This is a genomic window from Pseudaeromonas sp. HNCC25DJ180 (genome assembly GCF_055413345.1).
In genome coordinates, this window is sequence record NZ_JBVAYF010000015.1 from 60,963 (window position 1) to 77,989 (window position 17,027).

Sequence of the window (17,027 nt, forward strand, 5' to 3'; positions counted from 1 at the left end):
CCGCTATCGGGAGCGGGAGCCTTTATCGCGCCATAGCCGGATGGCCAGTGTGCAGAGCAGCGGGCCGCTTAAGATCATCAGGGTGGCGTAGAGCAGGTCGGCGGTGCAATTGCCAAGCAGCTGCCATGGTGAGTCGGGGTGGGCCAGATGGTGATAGAGGCTGGCCGGGATCATGGCACTGGCGACCAGGGGCAGATACCAGCCCAGCAGCCGTCGTTTGCTGCCAGATAGCAGGGCAATGGGCAGCAAGGCAATAAAGCCTAAATAGCCACCGGCAAAGAGGCTGCCCGGCAGCGCCTTGGCCCATGCTGGCAACACAAGGGTTTTGCTAAACATAAACAGCTCGGGGTAACTCCAGATCGCCGCTGTTAGCAGTGCCAGCGAGAGGGCAACCCCCACTATTTCTTGGTCGGCGAAGGTAGGGCTGTTTGGCATCAAGTTCGGCTCCGCGTAGTAAGCAAACTAAGGGGTCATAACTGGCGAGTCTATCAAGCCGGATGGACAGGCGTGAAGCTGGAAGTGGGTGTCCCTGCAGGCTCTGCAGGCTCTGTCGGTTTGGCCCTGGATTATCTCTTCTTCCTATGATGAGTCAGAGCCAGTGCAGTACGGCGGCGATTACCAGAGGCATGGTCAGGGCGCTGAGCAGGGTGGAACTCAAGACGCTTTGCGAGGCGAAGTCGGGGTCGCTGCCAAACTCTATCGCCAGCAGCACGGTATTGACGGCGGTGGGGGCGGCGGCGCAGATCACCAGTACCTGGGCAGCCACCCCCTGCAGGCCCCAGCACCAGACCAGGCCGGCGGCGATCAGCGGGGCGACCAGGAGCCGTAACAGGTTGGAGAGGTAGACATCCAGCGCCGCCAAGCGTAGCGGCGTGTTGGCCAGCTGGGCGCCCAGGGTGACCAGCGCCAGCGGCACCATGCCCTGGGAGACCACCTGCAGCGAGTTCCAGATGGGTGTCCAAACGGGCCAGCCGAGCAGGCGCAGCAGCACGGCGGCTACCATGGCCAGGCTCATCGGCATCTTGACCACCTCCCATAGGGCACTGCGCCACCCCTTGGCTTGCTGCTGGGTGTTGAGTATGCCGAAGGTATTGGTCAGCACGCTCTGTAACAGCATGATGATGATCTGCACCGAATAGGAGAAGGGGGTGTGATAGAGCAGCTGGATGAGCGGGATGCAGTAGTTGCCGCTGTTGTAGAGCGCGACCGAGTTGTAAAAGGCGCGCCGCTTGCTGGGTTTGATCGCCTTGCGCCCCACCAGCCAGGCTAACAGCAGCAGGGCGGCGAAGAGCAGCAGGTTAATGAGCAGAATGTCCCACAGCAGGGAGCCCGCCAGTTCAGTGGCATAGAGACTGGTAAAGGTGATGGCCGGAATAAAGATATAGAACTGGATCTTGCTCAGGGTGGCGGTGTTGAGGGGGAAGCGCTTCTGTACCCAGTAACCGGCGCCAATTTGCAAGAAGATGGGAAGCAGAACGGAGAAAAAGAGAAAACTCATCTGTTGCATGAGGGATCCTGAGCCGCCCTGGGGTTGAGTCGGGCTGTGCTTGCCTAGATAGCCTTGTATGCGGGCATTGTTCTGTATTTACTCGCTAGCTGCAATGCACAATTGCGCAGGGCCCCCGTTGTCGGGGCATGATGTCATGCCCCGACAGGTGTTGCGCCAGTGGTTTACTGCATCTTGCCCAGATGGCGGCTGCGTGGGATTAACCATAAACCCAGCAGGGCCAGCAGGGAGCAACTGCCGCCCCCTGAGCTGCTCTGTTGTGGGCTGGCAGGCACCACGGCGGGGATGGCGGCGGCATCGATATTTTGCACTGTCAGCCACAGGCTGTTGTCCTGGCTGCCGAGTGTGCTGGTGGCGCTGTAGTCGATGCGGAGCGTCTCACTGACGCCAGGATCTTTGGCGCGATAACCCACCTGAATGGTGCAGGACTCTCCAGGCTGCAGTGTGCTCTGCTGACAGGCGGCATCCAGTGGGGAGGAGGAGGTGATCTGCCCCAGTAACCAGGGAGCCTTGCTGTAGTTGCGGATCACAAAGGTGACGCTTCCCTCGTCACCACTATGCACGGCCAGACTCTGACGATTGGTTACCGTCAAGCCCTGCTGCTGGCTCTGCAGCCATTCCTGATGAGAGGCAATAGCCGTGAAGCCGCTGGCGGCATCCGGGTTAGCGCAAGCCAAGGTGTCGCTTGATGTGCTGGTCACAAAACTGGAGATCCCATAGAGGACGCCCTTGTGCACCAGAGGCCCGCCACTGTCGCCAAAGCAGATATTCTCGCCCGCTACACTGCCGGCAAACAGATGATCCGGCAGCTGTTGTGGCAGCATCTTGCCCAAGTAAGGCAGGGTCACACTTTGTAGCTGTTCCGGGGCCGTTAACCCAGCGGCATCCATGGCCCCCCAGCCATAGGCGGTTAGAGAGGCGTCACTGTTTAACCCTTGAGTCTGGCTTGGCGTGGCAAGCAAGACGGGAGGGGCTGAAACGGGCTCGCTCAGGTGCAACAGGGCTATGTCATTGGCAAATAGCTCCAGGTTGCGAGTCGAGGCGGTATTTAAGGGTTGCCATTGCGGGTGGATGACCACTTGGTCTATTGAGCTGAGGATATTCTCCTGGGCCAGGGTCGAGTCGCCGATCATCATGCGTATTTGCGCCACGTTTAACTCATCGACGCAGTGGGCTGCGGTGACCAACCACTGGGGGGCAATCAGGCTGGCGCCACAGTAGTGGCTGAAACTGACATAGGGCGGTGCCCCATATGCCCGCTGGAGTGAGGCCATCCAGCCTGGTGCTTGTGTGTTGCCGCCACCCACTATGCGTGGGGTGGCCGCGTGCAGGGTGCTGCTGAGCAATAACGAAATAATTAGCAGGAATTTAGTCATAGCGGGTTCCTTTGGCGTGATGTTCACTCAAGGTTTGACCCGAGGGCGGCAGGCTCAGCGGCCTGCCGCGATCGACAACTAGCGCTTTACCTTGGTTATGGTGATGGTGACCTTACCTGTGCTGCTTGCCTGGCCATCACTGACCTGGTAACTCAGGGTGTCCGTGCCTGTGCGCGTACCGGCCGTGTAGCGAAGCAGGTCGCCGACCCGGATTACGCTTCCCTTGCTGGCTGTTGAAACAGAGATAAGTTGCAAGGCGGTGCCATCTACATCTCTATCATTGGCCAGTACCGCAATATCCACACTCTTGCCTGTATTGACGGTGGCACTGTCGTTTGTGGCCAAGGGGGGATCATTAACCGCTGTGATGGTCAGATAGACCTGAGCCGACGCGCTGCCGCCGAAGCCATCGCTGAGGGTGTAGCCAAAGGCGTCATCACCGTTGTAGTTGGCACTGGGTTGATAGATGAGGGTGTTGCCACTTTGGGTGACTGTGCCGTGGCTCGGCGGGGTGGTTGCGGTGAGGCTCAGAGGATCGCCATCGGCATCCGTGTCGTTAGCCAACACGCTCAGGGTGATGCTGCTATCCTCGGCCAGGGTGGCCGTATCGTTATTGGCGACCGGTATCTGGTTAGGTAGCGTCGTCGCTTCGGCAATGGTTGAACCGGCACTCTCATTGCCTGAACTATCTCGCGCCTTGATCTGGAACCGATAGAGGGTATTAGCGCTCAGGCCAGTGGCCTGCAGATCCGGGCTACTCTGCCAAGTGGCACCACTACAGCTGGCCCCACCGGCTACGCAACTCATGGCGTATTGCACTGGGCTCCCTGACTCATCAATGGCTTGGCTGGCGCGCATTGTGATGGTGCTGCGGCCGCTGGCCTGGGGCAGTTGGGCCCATGTCATGGGGTTCGGGGTGGGAGGGGTGGTATCACTGGCCAATAGTGGGTGGGAGCCACTGATAAAGTATTGCCCCAGGCTGCCATAGTCACTGTAGGGGGAGAGTGGATCGCTATCGCCATCAAGGGTCAGATAATAACGGCCAGGATTGACGTTCAATTGCAGGCTAGTGCGGGTGTCGCCGCCGGGAGCTGCCTGGGTCAAGAGGGTGCCGTTGCTATCATACAATTTGGCCACAATATCCAGATCGCCGCCTCGGGTATTGCTGGGCATCCGCAATGGGGTGATGGTCAGCGACAGGGTGCCGGCGGCCGTATCCAGATAGAAATAGTCCACATCACTCGGTGTGCTGATCACCCCCTTGTTTTGTGGCTGCTGGTTTTGTGGATCCTGCTCTGGTGTGGTCGAGCTGATGACGCCACTGCTGTCGCTCAGGAGCGGGCTGGCCGTGGCGGGGGTGTTGCCGTGATCATCGGGGCGAAACAGCAGGGAGCTGCCGATGATCTGGAGATCATCCTGCAGGTTGTTGGCGCCTGGGTATTCGCCCTTACTCCACTGGCTGACATTGCGGTTATAGCCCGTGCCCATCAGCGGGCCCCAGGAGGTTTCGCCACTGCCATGGCCGCCGTAATAGGCCAGGGTAGCCGTGCCATCGTGGGAGAGATTCAGGTTGTGGCCCATCTCGTGACTGGCGGCCTCGCTGACGTAATCTTCGCGTCCGCCGCCCAGATTATTGAAGTAGACCAGGGCCGGAGAGTAGTAGCCATAGTTGCTGAGGCCAAATACTCCCACATAGGCCACGCCCCCCGCGCCTTGTGAAGGCATGGCGTTGCCGTTGGCATCGGTATCACGCGTGATGAGGAGACGCCCCGTGGTAGGGCCAAAGCTGGCGGGTTCCTGAGTGGTCACATCCACGTCGAAGGGGGCATAGTCCTCGGCGATCCGACGCCAGATGGCGGCTATGCTAATCAGCTCGCTGCTGGAGAAGGTGGTGTCGTCTGCGTCCAGGCTGTAGGGGCGGGCGGTCAGTGGATTGGCCCGTCCCTGATTCCAGGCTGTGTTGCTGATGAGCTGCCCGTTGAAATCCAGATAGATAATTTTGCTGGCCCCAGGACGGCTATGCAGCAGCAAGGTGTTTTCCGGGGTGATCCCCGTCACTGTCTGGGCGGTTCCAGGCTCGGCGCTGCTGGCTAAAGAGAAAAAGTCCTGATAGTGGATGCCCCCTTGGGCGTCGGCGCGCAGCATGGCGGCATCGTTGGCGGGGAAGTTGAATCTGTGCAGCCAGGCGATGGCCTTTTGCTGTGCGGTGGTGGGTAAGCGCTGCAGATCCTGTTTCAACAAGCCAGGGGGCAGCTCGCTGAGGGTGAAGGGGTGATCTTTACCAAATTGGCTCTTGGCGGCATCCGCCATGCCAAGAGGTGCCAGGGTTAGACAGAGGGTAGCCAACAGGGGCCAGGGAGAAACGCGCTTCATGACAACCTCGCATGCTCAGAGATCCGACTCTATACATGAAGGTAGTTCACAAAATGAAGATTGAACAAACTAATGGCGTATTGACATGGCGTATTTTTCTCAGTCGCTACTTTCCAGCAGAACCTGCAGGCGGGCAATACTCTCGGCATCCGGGAGGCCATCGCACAGGCGGGGGCGAAAGTGCAGCTGGAAGGCGGTGAGCACGGTGCGAGTCGCCTCATCCAGTTCTCCGCTGATGGGTAATTGATAGCCGTAACGTACCAGCATCTGTTGCACCTCACGGAGGGTGGGCTGGGGTGCGGTGGGTTGGCTCAGTAGCGCTTTCACGCGGGCTTCGTCAGGCCAGACCCCGATGCCATACTCCTCATACAGCCGTTGCCAGGGAAAACGCGGACCCGGATCTACCTTGCGGCCTGGGGCGATATCGCTGTGGCCGAGTATGCGTGAGGGCTTGATCTGGTAACGGGCACTCAGCGTTTTGAGCCGCTCGGCCAGGGCGCGGATCTGCTCCTCGGTATAGGCTTGCCAGCGGCGCTGGTTCAGGGGCAGCTGGCTATCGGCAGGGTCGTAGCCCAAATTGACTATCTCTATGCCGATGGAGGCGGTGTTCAAGGCCTGGGCTCCTTGCCAGTGGCTGCGCCCGGCGTGCCAGGCCCGCTGGCTCTCCGGCACCAGGGCGTAGAGGGTCGGTTTACCCCCTACTTCATCGCGGCTGAGCAGGTAGTGGGCACTCACCTGGCTTTCGGGTCGGGTCAACTCATACAGGGAGCTGGCATCGTCGATCTGGGTGTAGTGCAGCACCAGATATTGCACCCGACTGTCCTGGTTGGGGCTGGGCTGGGTGACCAGATGATAATGTTCGGGCGACTGGCTACAGGCACTCAGCAGCCAAGTGACGGTCACGAGCAGCGTTGAGCGCCAGAGGTGAGCTAATAGTGCAGGAGTCGGGGAGCGCGTCGCGAACAATTGAACCTCTCATGCTGATAGGGCGAATCCTGAATGTGTGCCAGCGCCCACTCTCCAGAGCGCTCCGGGCTACAATGACAGCATAAATGGGAAATGTCTTTGAAGCCTAAGGAGCAGTTATGCAGATTGCCGAGATCATGAAATCGCGGGTCGCGACGGTGGAGATGGATGACACCCTGGAGATGGTGCGGGATCTATTGCAGGCGGCTCCCTTTCATCACCTGTTGGTGGTGGAGGAGGGGTGCCTGGTCGGTCTTCTCTCCGACAAGGATCTCTACAAGGCTCTGAGCCCCTATCTGGAGAGTCAGGGGGAGAATCAGCGGGATAGGGATACCCTGCAGCGGCGGGTGCATCAGGTGATGACTCGTCAGCTGATCACTGCCACTCCGGATATGAGCGTCAATGAGGCAACCGAGCTGCTGCTACACCACGCCGTCTCCTGCCTGCCGGTGCTGGAGCAGGGAGTGCTTTGCGGCATAGTCACTTGGCGTGACCTGCTGCGCAGCTGTTACGATCAGGGCGTAGCTGGGGTTAGTCGCGTCGGCCGTAAATCGTGACCTCGGACATCTTGCGTTTGGCATAGCCCTCTACGCGTATTTTGGTGATGCACTTGCGACGATCAAGCTTGAGCCAGTTGCTGCGTTCATTTTTCCCATAGTTTTTATCTACTTTTACGGTTCGGTTGCTGCCGTCCTTGTAATAGACCTTCAGTGCCTCGACCCGGGCCTCCTGTTTTTCAATTTTGAGCTGCAAGGTGTCGGCATAACGGCAGACCAGCGGTTTGACTATGGCCTCGCTTTCGCCGACCGAGAGCAACAGGGTCGAGCCGAGCCGGAAATCATCAGCGGCGAACGTCAAAGAGCTAAAGGCGAGGGTGATAACGAAGAGTAATATGCGCATGGGCGGGCTCCAAACAAACTAGAAAAGAGGGCTCACCATAGGGTCAGATCTTCTCCGGCAAAATAGGGTGAATAATGAGCGGCGCAGTCTAGATGGGATGAGGAGCGATGAACAGCCGAGAGCCGGGGCTGGTTCAGCCCCGGTTTGGCTTACTGGCTTGTTTGTCGTTTTTTTACGCAATATCTCCCGTTCCGTGGAAGAGGGTCAGGCTCCATTCGTCTAGCTGCAGTTGAAGCCCGTTCTGTTGGGTTAGCTGCCCACTCCCGAGCAGGCGTCGCCAGTTGCGGCAGCTCAGTAATGGACTCTCTGGAATGAAGATCGCACCAGAATCGGTTCGCTGTATGGCGACCAACAGCCGCTCCTGCTGCAGCAGGCGGACGAAGATCAGGCTCTCAGCATCGGCATAGAGCAGTTGCAGGGCGCCGCGGCGCAGGGCTGGGAATTGCTGACGCAGTTGGGCCAGTTGCCGGGTATGGGCCAGCAATTCGTGATCCCAATCCTGCTCATCCCAAGGGAAGGGGGCGCGGCAGAAGGGGTCGTTCTCCCCCTCCAGGCCAATCTCATCGCCATAGTAGAGGCAGGGGACGCCAATCCAGCAGAAGAGCCAGCCCAGAGCCAGTTTCATCTTTTGCCTGTCGCCTTTGAGCAGGGTGAAGAAGCGGGCCGTGTCATGGCTATCCAATTGATTGAATTGGCACAGTTGCTGCTGTTGGCTGAGTCCGGCCCGGTAGTGCTCCATCCAGCGCGCACAGTCGGCCGCCTGCAGAGTGATGGGTTGGTAGGCAATGTCTACGCCACACAGAAAGGCCCGTACGGGTTGGGCAAAACCCATGTAGTTCATGGCGCCATCCTCAACTCCCGCTTGCAACCACTCCCGGGCATCGCCGAAGTGCTCACCCAGCAGATAGGCTTGCGGGTTCTCCTCCCGAGCCGCCTGATAGATGCCCGTCAGGTGCTGCAGGTTATGTTTGGCGGAGCCGGACTCTCCCAGCATATGCACCACGTCCAGCCGCCAACCATCGATGGCATAGGGTTCGCGCAGCCAGTGGCGCACCACACTGCCTTGACCCTGATAGAGGGTCTCGACCACGGCAGGTTCGGCAAAGTTGAGCTTGGGCAGGTTGGCGTTGCCTTTCCAGCCCAGGGCGCCTTCAGGGCCGAAGCTGTACCAGTTGCGATAGGGAGACGCGCTGTGATGGCAGGCGCCGAGGCCAGCACTGGTTTGGTAGCGATCAAACCAGGGGCAGCTGTCTCCGCTGTGGTTGAATACACCGTCCAGCAGCAGACGCATCTCTCGTTCGCGGCTGGCGCGGCGCAGACGGATCAGCGCCTCGTCGCCACCCAGGTGCGGATCCACATGGAAGTAATCTTCGGTGTCGTACTTGTGGACTGTGGGGGCGGTGAATATGGGATTGAGATAAAGGGCCGTGATCCCCAGCTGTTGCAGGTAATCGAGTTTGCTGGTGATGGCATCCAGATCGCCCCCATAGAAGGTAGTGCTGGCGGCTTCTAGCTCGAGTGGCTGATCCCAGGCGCGACGGCGAACCCGACGGTTGCGGGCATGATGTTGATATTCCCCCTCCTGTACCAGATGGTCACCGCTGCCCGGGGCGAAGCGGTCAGGGAAGATCTGGTAGAAGATCTGGTCTGGTACCCAGTTGGGGTGCAGGTCGGGCAGGGCCAGGCAGAACTGACGCAGACGTTCCAGTGGTTGCTGGCTCCACCCTTCCGGGCCGAACCAGCTCTGGGCATGGCTCCAGAGTAGTTTGAAGCAGTAAAAGTGTCGGCTGGAGGCCTGATGCAGGGGCAGGTCGGCGCAGTAGCAGCGCCAGCCTGCCGACTCGGCGTGCAGCGTCATGCTCTGCAGCCACTCTTCGTTGTCCGGCTCACAGCGCAGCAGCACCTGTTGGGGCCAGGGTTGGGCTTTGAGCCAGAGCCATACTCTGGGGCCCTGGGCTGTCATGACACTTGTCGGGGCAGTCGGCGAGTGCCAGGCGCTGACCTCATGTTGGGGTAAGCAGTGGTTGCTCAGCGGGGCGTAAGGAATGCTCATGCTATCTCCTGAGGGGAAGGCGTCTGAGCACTCTCTCATGGGCGTGAATGACGAGCATCCCCTAAACGGGCGGAATCGGGGGGTGGAGTCGGGGAGCTAGGGGATGGCTGCGACTTGGCGCAGCCAAGGGGGGCTTAGCAGGGAGCGCAGATCCGGGCTGCAGAGATGAAGAAACGCACCCGATCGGCATCCATCCGAATGCGGGCCACGACTTTCTTGTCCAGGGTGTAGACCCAATCCTGTTGCAGGCTGGGGGCGCGGACGCCAAAGTGATTCAGGTATTCGGTAAATAGGCTGCGGTTGCTGATCTCGATGAGCTGCTTTTCCATCATCTGTTCCATTATTTATTGTCGTTGTAGTGCCGATGACTATCCGTGTCGGCGAGTGGTGACTCTGGAGAGATGCCAAATAGTGCTGAGCCCCAGTGCTCAAAAGTCGGCTCAACAACGGCTTCAACCAAGGGGTTGAAAAGTATTGTATAAGTCTTATCTGCGGCTAATTTACAGGCGATGGAAATGGTTTCAACTGAAATCAGGTATGACCAGATTGCTGAATCAGGTCAGCATTGAGGATTCATTTGAGCTGAGTCTTTGCTCTTGGTGCGCAAGTATGAGACTTCAGTCTCATTTTGGCCTTTGGTACTAATTGAATCCAGATCACACTTCAATCGAACGCCTTATCCGCGCTCTTGCTGGGGAATGGCCATGAGCGCCAATAAATTGGCCCGGACACCTTTTTCTTTATGCTTTGCGGCCAACCTTGGGCGGGCTGTTTGGCGCTATGTCAGCATGCCAGGCAAGCCTGGCCGGCGGGCGGCAGGATCTTGCCGCTGCCGCCCTCCGGCGAGGAGGAAGGCCCCATTAAACGCTGCATGAGCGGAGTCTGAAGCTGGGAGTGCAATCTCTCCTTACACAAACTCACACAACTTAACCGATATTTACCTATTGCATTGAAAAATAAACATTTTTTTGGCTGACACTTTGCAAGTGGATAGCAGGGAGCATCGGCTGTGTGGTTTTAGCCCATGTATCTATCGCCAGGGATAGCCTTTCGGGTTATCTGATGACAACAGCAAGGAGAAGGTTATGTCAGTCAGTTCAGTATCTTCCAGTAGCATCAATTCGCTGGTGCAAGCGATGCAAAGCAGTAATCAGAGCAGTACGCAAAGCGGCAGTGTGAAGGGGCAAGACAACCGTATGCCTCCCCCACCGCCTAAAGATGGGGGGCAGATGATGTCGGATCTCAGTGATGTGCTCAAAGAGCTGGGGATTTCTACCTCCACGTCTACATCCAGTACCGATCAAAGTAGCGAGACCAGCAGCACAGATAGCACCACGGCGACCAGCAGCGAGGATCAGCTCAAGGCCTTTATGGAGACTCTGATGAAGACGCTGCATGAGCAGGGGGCGGGTAAGAGCGAGAGTGACAGCGGCTCTGGCAGCGAGTATGGGGAAACCAACCCCATGAAAACCGATATGCAGAGCCTGATCAGCAAACTCAGCAGCTCGGATTCCAGCTCGGATAGCGCCGTCAGCGAGCTGCAGAGCCAATTCTCCTCTCTGATCGGCAGCAGTGGGAGTTCCAGCAGTGGCGTATCGCTCACGGATTTCCTGCAGAAGTTCTCCAGTAAAATACCGGATGGGGGGAATTCCCGTCTGGGAAATGTGGTTAACACCTCGGCTTGATACACCCAGTAGTTACTGGTAACCGACCAAAGCAGCAGTGAGTCGCCGCTCCTGCTGCTTTGTTGCCTGCGCCTTGGCATCTCTTCTCTCTCCTGCCATAGTTGCCTTCTGCCCATATCGGCAATGCTAAGAGCCGTGTAGTCAGTGGCCATGCTGTCTCTATGGCGTATCACAGGTGTTCAGTTAACCAGTCAGGAGTAAACGTATGGCCAGAGTATGGGATCAAAGGGCAATTTTGCTGGGTTATGCCCTACTGGTATCGATAGCGCTACTCTATTCTGGGCTGGCGCCTTTTGATCGCACTACCTGGTGGCTAGAGGTGTTGCCGGTATTGATTGCTCTACCTCTGCTACTGCTGACTCACCGCCGCTTTCCTCTTAGCGCGTTACTCTATCTGCTTATCACCCTGCACTGCCTGGTGCTGATTGCCGGTGGCACCTACAGCTATGCCCGGGTACCTCTTGGCTTCTGGGTTCAGGAGTGGCTGGATCTGAGCCGCAACCCATATGATAAGCTGGGCCATTTCATGCAAGGCCTGGTTCCGGCGCTAGTGGCCAGGGAGATCTTGCTGCGGCGCGGCTATCTGGTGGCAACCCGCATGACCAGCTTTCTCGCCATCTGTGTGGCCATGGCGTTTAGTGCCTGTTATGAGCTGATCGAGTGGTGGAGTGCGTTGGCGTTGGGCCAGGGCGCTGACGAGTTTCTGGGTACCCAGGGCGACCCGTGGGATACTCAGTCCGATATGTTTTCGGCATTGATTGGCTCGTCGTTTGGCATGCTTTGCTTGAGTAGTTGGCATAACCGCCAGTTGGCTGCCCTGGGCTGGCGGCCAGTTCGCCCCTAATGTGTCAGATGGCTTCATATGGCTTCATATGGCTTCATATGGCTTTCGCGAAGCTGTCATGACTCCTTCATCCTCATGACATAGGCGCGAGATAGAGTCTTTGCTCTTAACTTTGGTAGCAAGGACTCTTACCATGCGTTTTACCTCGGCTTTTTCTCTGCTGGCCTCGGCTATGCTGTTGGCGGCTTGTAATGACAATTCCCATACTGCCTACACTCCTGCCCCAGAGGGGAGCCAAACGCTCGCGCAACCCTCGGCTCAACCTGTTACTCAGCCGCCAGTCGTGCCTGCCGCCCCGCCGGTAGTCACTCCCCCAAAGCCCATCAAGATTGGGGTGGTGAGCGATGTACATATCTTCGATTCGGTACGGTTGGGCGGCGTGGCGGGGCAACCTGCCTATGAGGCGGCGCTGGCCAAGGATCGCAAGGCCCTGCTGCAAAGCCAGGCGCTGCTGGATGCCGCCCTGGACAAGTTGGTGGCGGCCGGTGATCAGCTGATCTTGGTAACCGGGGACCTGACCAAGGATGGCGAGCAGTTCAGCCATGAAGCCTTCCGTGCCGCGATTGCCAAGGTGCAGGCCAAGGGCGTCAAGGTGCTGGTTGTGCCGGGGAACCATGACATGAATAACCCCTATGATCAGCATGGCTCCATCTACTTCGAGCAAAACAGCTTGGGTGCCGAGGTGGGTAGCCTGGCTCCCTTCATGGAGCATGTGAGTGGAGCCAAGCGCTATGATGTGGCCAACTTTGATGAATTTTACGCCGACTTTGGCTTCAAGAGCGCGTTGGCTCGGGATAAGAGCTCCTTCTCCTATGTGACTGAACCTGTGCCTGGCCTCTGGATCATGGCGCTGGATATCGCCAATACCTCGCTGCCAGATGCTTCTGCCAAGTGGAAAACCACCGACGGGGTCACAGATTATCCGCCGACCGGCGGCTCCTTACTGGCTCCAGAGCGGCAGGCTACCTTTGCCTGGGCGAAACAGATGGCGGCCCGCGCCAAGGCGGAAGGCAAGGTGCTGCTGACCATGAGCCATTTCGGCGGCATAGAGCACTTCCCGGGCCAGAACAGCTTGATCCCGGATTATGTAATCGATGGTGGCGGTAAGGCCTCCTACCTCAAGGGGCTGAGTTGGAAGCCCTATGTGGAGAATTACACCCAGAGTAACGGCAGCCAGGGAAGCTTGGGCTATAACTCCAGCAGCGAGTACATCTCGGCTGAGTTGGCTAAGGCTGGGATCCCCCTGCTCTTTACCGGCCACTTCCATGCCAACGATATCGCCCAGCGCCGCTATGCGGATGGCTCCTTCCTCATTGATGTAGAGACGGGCGCCACCGTCAGCTATCCGGCCTCCTATCGTCAGTTAGAGCTCGATCTGTCGCAGCAGACGCTCACTATCCATACCGATAGCCAGCAGGTACAAGAGTCGGTGCCTGAGGCGGCGTTGGAGACGCTGGTGGATGATATGGCGAGTAACTTGCCTGCCGCCTTGGGCATGGAGCTGCCGGATCAGCTGCTGCAACTGATGAATGGCTTGCTGCTCAAGCGTCCGCTGTGGGATCTGATGCGTGATCTCTATCTGTTTGGTCAAAATCTGGATCCGGTGGTGGATAAGGCCCAGGGGGAGCAAGCACTGCTGGCTACTTTGCCAGCTGGGGTCACCCAGGATCAGTTGCAACAGCAGACGCTGACTACGCTGATCGCCAAGGTTCTCAAGGCGCACTATCAGGGGGATGAGGCCAGCAATCCGGCCATCTCGGCCGCCGATCGTTATGCCATTCTCTGGGCCAAGGGGGTGGATAGTTCACAACTGGCAGCCCTGCTGGCGCTGCAGGTCGCGGCCATGAAGCTGACGTTGCCTCCCACAGTACTGCCGCAATTTGCGGCTCTGGTGACCGGGTTTGGCCTGGTGGGCGACGGGATCCTGCACGATCCGACACCGGATCTGGCTGTGCAGATCGATCTGAAAACCGGGGTATTGCAGGCTAAATAGGGCAGCTCGAACATCGGCGGGAAGCGCAAATAAAAGAGGGCAAGCCTAGGCTTGCCCTCTTTTTTGTTAGTTCAGGCGTTACTTGGCCTGTTCGCGGGCGATGGCGCGATAGCCAATGTCAAAGCGATAGAAGAGACCATTCCAGCTGATCTGTTTGGCCAGGGCATAAGCCTGTTGTTGGGCTTCCAGGACTGTGTTGCCCAGGGCGGTGGCGCATAAGACGCGGCCTCCGTTGGTCACCACATGGTCACCCTGCTGGGCGGTACCGGCCTGGAAGATCTTGCTGTCAGCCGGAGCTGGCGTCTCCAGTCCTTCGATGATGTCACCCTTCTGGGGTTCACCTGGATAGTTGGCGGCGGCCAGCACCACACCGACGGCGGGGCGGCTGTCGTAGCGTGCTTCCTTCGTGTCCAGCTCGCCTGTGCAACCGGCGAGGCAGAGCTCCACCAGATCAGACTGCATACGCAGCATGATGGGTTGGGTTTCCGGATCGCCGAAACGGCAGTTGAACTCGATCACCTTGGGGTTGCCCGCGGCATCGATCATCAGACCGGCATAGAGGAAGCCGGTGTAGACGTTGCCTTCGGCCGCCATGCCACGGACGGTCGGCATTATGATACGTTCCATGACCCGGTCATGAATTTCCGGGGTAACAACGGGTGCCGGGGAGTAGGCACCCATGCCGCCAGTATTCGGGCCGGTATCGCCATCGCCGACGCGCTTGTGATCCTGGCTGGTGGCCATGGGCAGCACATTCTGGCCATCGACCATGACGATGAAGGAGGCCTCTTCGCCATCGAGGAACTCTTCAATGACCACGCGGCTACCGGCTTCACCGAAGGCATTGCCTTCGAGCATGTCACACACCGCCTCTTCGGCTTCGGCCAACGTCATGGCGACGATAACGCCCTTACCGGCGGCCAGACCATCGGCCTTGATGACGATAGGGGCACCCTTGGTGCGCAGATAGGCCAGGGCGGGTTCCACTTCGGTGAAGTTCTGGTAATCGGCGGTGGGGATCTGTTGGCGCGCCAGGAAATCCTTGGTGAAGGCCTTGGAGCCTTCCAGCTGGGCGGCGGCCTGGGTTGGGCCAAAAATAGTCAGACCAGCCTCGCGGAAGGCGTCAACCACGCCGATCACCAGCGGGGCTTCCGGGCCAACAATGGTCAGACCAATTTGTTCTTGCTTGGCGAATGCCACCAGAGCCGGTACATCGGTGGCGCTGATGGCCACATTCTCGACTTTGGCTTCGCGGGCGGTGCCGGGGTTACCCGGCGCGACAAAGATTTTCTCGGCCAGCGGGGATTGTGCGGCCTTCCAGGCCAGGGCGTGTTCGCGGCCGCCGTTGCCGATCACCAGTATCTTCATGTTTTACTATCCTCTTGTCGGGGTCTGGCCCCGGCTGCAAATCCAGATGGCACCACTCGGCCACCTGACGCAATTATGGCTTCGGCCAGCAAAAGCAAAGGCCGCTCCAGTGAGCGGCCCGGCCGTATCAATGACGGAAATGACGCATGTTGGTGAAGACCATCACCATGCCATGCTCATCGGCGGCATCGATCACCTCCTGATCGCGCATGGAGCCACCCGGTTGGATGACACAGCTGATCCCGGCTTCGGCGGCGGCATCGATACCATCGCGGAAGGGGAAGAAGGCGTCGGAGGCCATGACGGAGCCCTTCACCTCCAATCCTTCATCGGCGGCCTTGATGCCGGCGATCTTGGCGGAGTAGACGCGGCTCATCTGGCCGGCACCTATGCCTATGGTCTGACCTTTCTTGGTGTAGACGATGGCGTTGGACTTGACGAACTTGGCCACCTTCCAGCAGAAGAGCAGCTCTTCGAGCTCCTTCTCGGTCGGTTGACGCTTGCTGACCACTTTCAGGTCGCGTTGGGTGACCATGCCCTGGTCGCTATCTTGCACCAGCAGGCCGCCGTTGACGCGCTTGACGTCGAGGCCATTGCTCTTGTTGGTCCAGAAACCGCACTCCAGCAGACGCACGTTAGCCTTCTTGGCCACCACATCACGGGCTTCGTCAGTGACGGCCGGGGCAATGATCACCTCGACAAACTGACGGCTGACAATGGCTTCGGCTGTGGCCGCATCCAGCTCGCGGTTGAAGGCGATGATGCCGCCAAACGCCGAGGTGGGGTCGGTCTTGTAGGCCAGATCGTAGGCTTGCAGTATGTCATCACCCAGGGCCACACCGCAGGGGTTGGCGTGCTTGACGATGACACAGGCCGGTTCGATAAACTCCTTCACACACTCCAGCGCCGCATCGGTATCGGCTATGTTGTTGTAGGAGAGCGCCTTGCCCTGCAGCTGGGTGGAGGTGGCGACGGAGGCCTCCTGCACATCGGCTTCCACATAGAAGGCAGCGGCCTGGTGGGCGTTTTCGCCGTAGCGCATATCCTGCTTCTTGATGAACTGGAAGTTGATGGTGCGCGGGAACTTGGAGTCGCTGCTGGTTTCGTCGGCCACACCATAGCTCGGCACCTTGGTACCGAAATAGTTGGCTATCATGCCGTCATAGGCGGCTGTGTGTTCGAAGGCGGCGATGGCCAGATCGAAACGGGTGGTGTAGCTCAGCGAGTTCTCGTTGCTGTCCATTTCGTCGATGACGCGATCATAGTCGCGGGCGTTGACGACTATAGTGACATCTTTGTGGTTCTTGGCCGCAGAGCGCACCATAGTCGGGCCGCCGATATCGATGTTCTCGATGGCATCGGCCAGGGAACACTCCGGATTGGCGACGGTGGCAGCGAAGGGGTAGAGGTTGACGGCGACCAGATCGATGGGGCTGATGCCATGCTGGCTCATGATGCCATCATCGATGCCGCGACGGCCCAGAATGCCGCCATGAACCTTAGGGTGCAGGGTCTTGACGCGGCCATCCATCATCTCGGGAAAGCCGGTGTAATCGGAGACTTCGGTTACCGGCAGGCCAGCATCGGCCAGCAGGCGAGCGGTTCCGCCGGTGGAGAGCAGCTCTACGCCACGGGCTTGCAGGGCGCGGGCAAACTCCACAATGCCGCTCTTGTCTGAGACGCTCAGCAGGGCGCGGCGGATCGGTCGAGTGTTTTCCATCTCTTCGTTGTCCTCTAAAGGTTCCAGGGGGGAATTTCGCAAAGCTGACTCGCTGCGCCAGAGGGCGGGAGGGGAAGTCAGCTTTGCCAAAAATACCCGGTAAGTTGCGGCCCAGAGTGGCCCGCGAGTGGGCGCGTATTTTACACAAAAGCGTGATGCATGGCGACTTTTTTACCATGGACAAAGCCCGGGTTGGCGTGGCAGGACGCGCCTCTGCGTAACAGCGTGAAAAGCCTCTTTTC

General features: G+C 58.7%; 14 protein-coding genes. 4 read left to right on the plus strand and 10 right to left on the minus strand.

Annotated features, from left to right (window positions below):
• Positions 1-3: 3 nt before the first annotated feature.
• The 5 genes from ACZYTD_RS14210 to ACZYTD_RS14230 form a co-directional block, all read right to left on the minus strand.
• Entirely contained in the window at positions 4-435 is a 432-nt protein-coding gene (locus ACZYTD_RS14210; protein ID WP_463892971.1) for a hypothetical protein, read from the minus strand.
• A gap of 154 nt (positions 436-589) precedes the next feature.
• Positions 590-1,507: an AEC family transporter gene (locus tag ACZYTD_RS14215; protein ID WP_463892973.1), complete on the minus strand. Its 918-nt coding sequence runs from the start codon at positions 1,505-1,507 to the stop codon at positions 590-592.
• Between the two features lie 164 nt (positions 1,508-1,671).
• Positions 1,672-2,883: a S1 family peptidase gene (locus ACZYTD_RS14220; RefSeq protein ID WP_463892975.1), complete on the minus strand. Its 1,212-nt coding sequence runs from the start codon at positions 2,881-2,883 to the stop codon at positions 1,672-1,674.
• A gap of 78 nt (positions 2,884-2,961) precedes the next feature.
• On the minus strand, positions 2,962-5,256 hold the full coding sequence (locus tag ACZYTD_RS14225) for an Ig-like domain-containing protein (protein WP_463892977.1): 2,295 nt from the start codon (positions 5,254-5,256) through the stop codon (positions 2,962-2,964).
• Between the two features lie 99 nt (positions 5,257-5,355).
• Positions 5,356-6,159 carry an N-acetylmuramoyl-L-alanine amidase gene (locus ACZYTD_RS14230; RefSeq protein WP_463892979.1) on the minus strand — a complete coding sequence of 268 codons (804 nt, stop codon included), beginning with the start codon at positions 6,157-6,159 and terminating at the stop codon, positions 5,356-5,358.
• Positions 6,160-6,341: 182 nt separating this feature from the next.
• Here ACZYTD_RS14230 and ACZYTD_RS14235 point away from each other — a divergent pair, with 182 nt between their 5' ends.
• Entirely contained in the window at positions 6,342-6,779 is a 438-nt protein-coding gene (locus ACZYTD_RS14235) for a CBS domain-containing protein (protein WP_463892981.1), read from the plus strand.
• Here the strand turns inward: ACZYTD_RS14235 and ACZYTD_RS14240 are convergent.
• From ACZYTD_RS14240 to ACZYTD_RS14250, 3 genes are all read right to left on the minus strand, one after another.
• Entirely contained in the window at positions 6,754-7,122 is a 369-nt protein-coding gene (locus tag ACZYTD_RS14240) for a DUF2541 family protein (RefSeq protein WP_463892982.1), read from the minus strand. The two genes, ACZYTD_RS14235 and ACZYTD_RS14240, sit on opposite strands and share 26 nt — an antisense overlap.
• Positions 7,123-7,294: 172 nt before the next feature.
• On the minus strand, positions 7,295-9,175 hold the full coding sequence (malZ, locus tag ACZYTD_RS14245; RefSeq protein ID WP_463892983.1) for a maltodextrin glucosidase: 1,881 nt from the start codon (positions 9,173-9,175) through the stop codon (positions 7,295-7,297).
• Positions 9,176-9,309: 134 nt separating this feature from the next.
• Positions 9,310-9,507: a hypothetical protein gene (locus tag ACZYTD_RS14250; protein ID WP_463892985.1), complete on the minus strand. Its 198-nt coding sequence runs from the start codon at positions 9,505-9,507 to the stop codon at positions 9,310-9,312.
• A gap of 753 nt (positions 9,508-10,260) precedes the next feature.
• Between ACZYTD_RS14250 and ACZYTD_RS14255 the strand changes: the two genes are divergently transcribed.
• From ACZYTD_RS14255 to ACZYTD_RS14265, 3 genes are all read left to right on the plus strand, one after another.
• Entirely contained in the window at positions 10,261-10,860 is a 600-nt protein-coding gene (locus tag ACZYTD_RS14255; protein WP_463892987.1) for a hypothetical protein, read from the plus strand.
• Between the two features lie 205 nt (positions 10,861-11,065).
• A complete protein-coding gene (locus ACZYTD_RS14260; protein WP_463892989.1) occupies positions 11,066-11,704 on the plus strand; it encodes a DUF2238 domain-containing protein in 639 nt (212 codons plus the stop codon).
• A 133-nt stretch (positions 11,705-11,837) separates the two neighbouring features.
• Complete coding sequence (locus ACZYTD_RS14265) at positions 11,838-13,697, plus strand: metallophosphoesterase family protein (RefSeq protein ID WP_463892990.1); 1,860 nt, start codon at positions 11,838-11,840, stop codon at positions 13,695-13,697.
• A 78-nt stretch (positions 13,698-13,775) separates the two neighbouring features.
• Here ACZYTD_RS14265 and purD read toward each other — a convergent pair whose 3' ends face one another.
• Together purD and purH are read right to left on the minus strand one after the other, a co-directional pair.
• Positions 13,776-15,065 (minus strand): phosphoribosylamine--glycine ligase, encoded by a 1,290-nt coding sequence (gene purD, locus ACZYTD_RS14270; RefSeq protein WP_463892991.1) that lies wholly within the window; start codon positions 15,063-15,065, stop codon positions 13,776-13,778.
• Positions 15,066-15,192: 127 nt separating this feature from the next.
• On the minus strand, positions 15,193-16,785 hold the full coding sequence (purH, locus tag ACZYTD_RS14275; protein ID WP_463892993.1) for a bifunctional phosphoribosylaminoimidazolecarboxamide formyltransferase/IMP cyclohydrolase: 1,593 nt from the start codon (positions 16,783-16,785) through the stop codon (positions 15,193-15,195).
• Positions 16,786-17,027: the final 242 nt, after the last annotated feature.

Bases quoted from the DNA above. Each gene is read 5' to 3' on its own strand.
- purD (WP_463892991.1), bottom strand. From the start codon at position 15,065: ATGAAGATACTGGTGATCGGCAACGGCGGCCGCGAACACGCCCTGGCC.
- ACZYTD_RS14255 (WP_463892987.1), top strand. From the start codon at position 10,261: ATGTCAGTCAGTTCAGTATCTTCCAGTAGCATCAATTCGCTGGTGCAA.
- ACZYTD_RS14260 (WP_463892989.1), top strand. From the start codon at position 11,066: ATGGCCAGAGTATGGGATCAAAGGGCAATTTTGCTGGGTTATGCCCTA.
- ACZYTD_RS14210 (WP_463892971.1), bottom strand. From the start codon at position 435: ATGCCAAACAGCCCTACCTTCGCCGACCAAGAAATAGTGGGGGTTGCC.
- ACZYTD_RS14235 (WP_463892981.1), top strand. From the start codon at position 6,342: ATGCAGATTGCCGAGATCATGAAATCGCGGGTCGCGACGGTGGAGATG.
- ACZYTD_RS14250 (WP_463892985.1), bottom strand. From the start codon at position 9,507: ATGATGGAAAAGCAGCTCATCGAGATCAGCAACCGCAGCCTATTTACC.
- ACZYTD_RS14265 (WP_463892990.1), top strand. From the start codon at position 11,838: ATGCGTTTTACCTCGGCTTTTTCTCTGCTGGCCTCGGCTATGCTGTTG.
- purH (WP_463892993.1), bottom strand. From the start codon at position 16,785: ATGGAAAACACTCGACCGATCCGCCGCGCCCTGCTGAGCGTCTCAGAC.
- ACZYTD_RS14240 (WP_463892982.1), bottom strand. From the start codon at position 7,122: ATGCGCATATTACTCTTCGTTATCACCCTCGCCTTTAGCTCTTTGACG.
- ACZYTD_RS14215 (WP_463892973.1), bottom strand. From the start codon at position 1,507: ATGCAACAGATGAGTTTTCTCTTTTTCTCCGTTCTGCTTCCCATCTTC.
- ACZYTD_RS14220 (WP_463892975.1), bottom strand. From the start codon at position 2,883: ATGACTAAATTCCTGCTAATTATTTCGTTATTGCTCAGCAGCACCCTG.
- malZ (WP_463892983.1), bottom strand. From the start codon at position 9,175: ATGAGCATTCCTTACGCCCCGCTGAGCAACCACTGCTTACCCCAACAT.
- ACZYTD_RS14225 (WP_463892977.1), bottom strand. From the start codon at position 5,256: ATGAAGCGCGTTTCTCCCTGGCCCCTGTTGGCTACCCTCTGTCTAACC.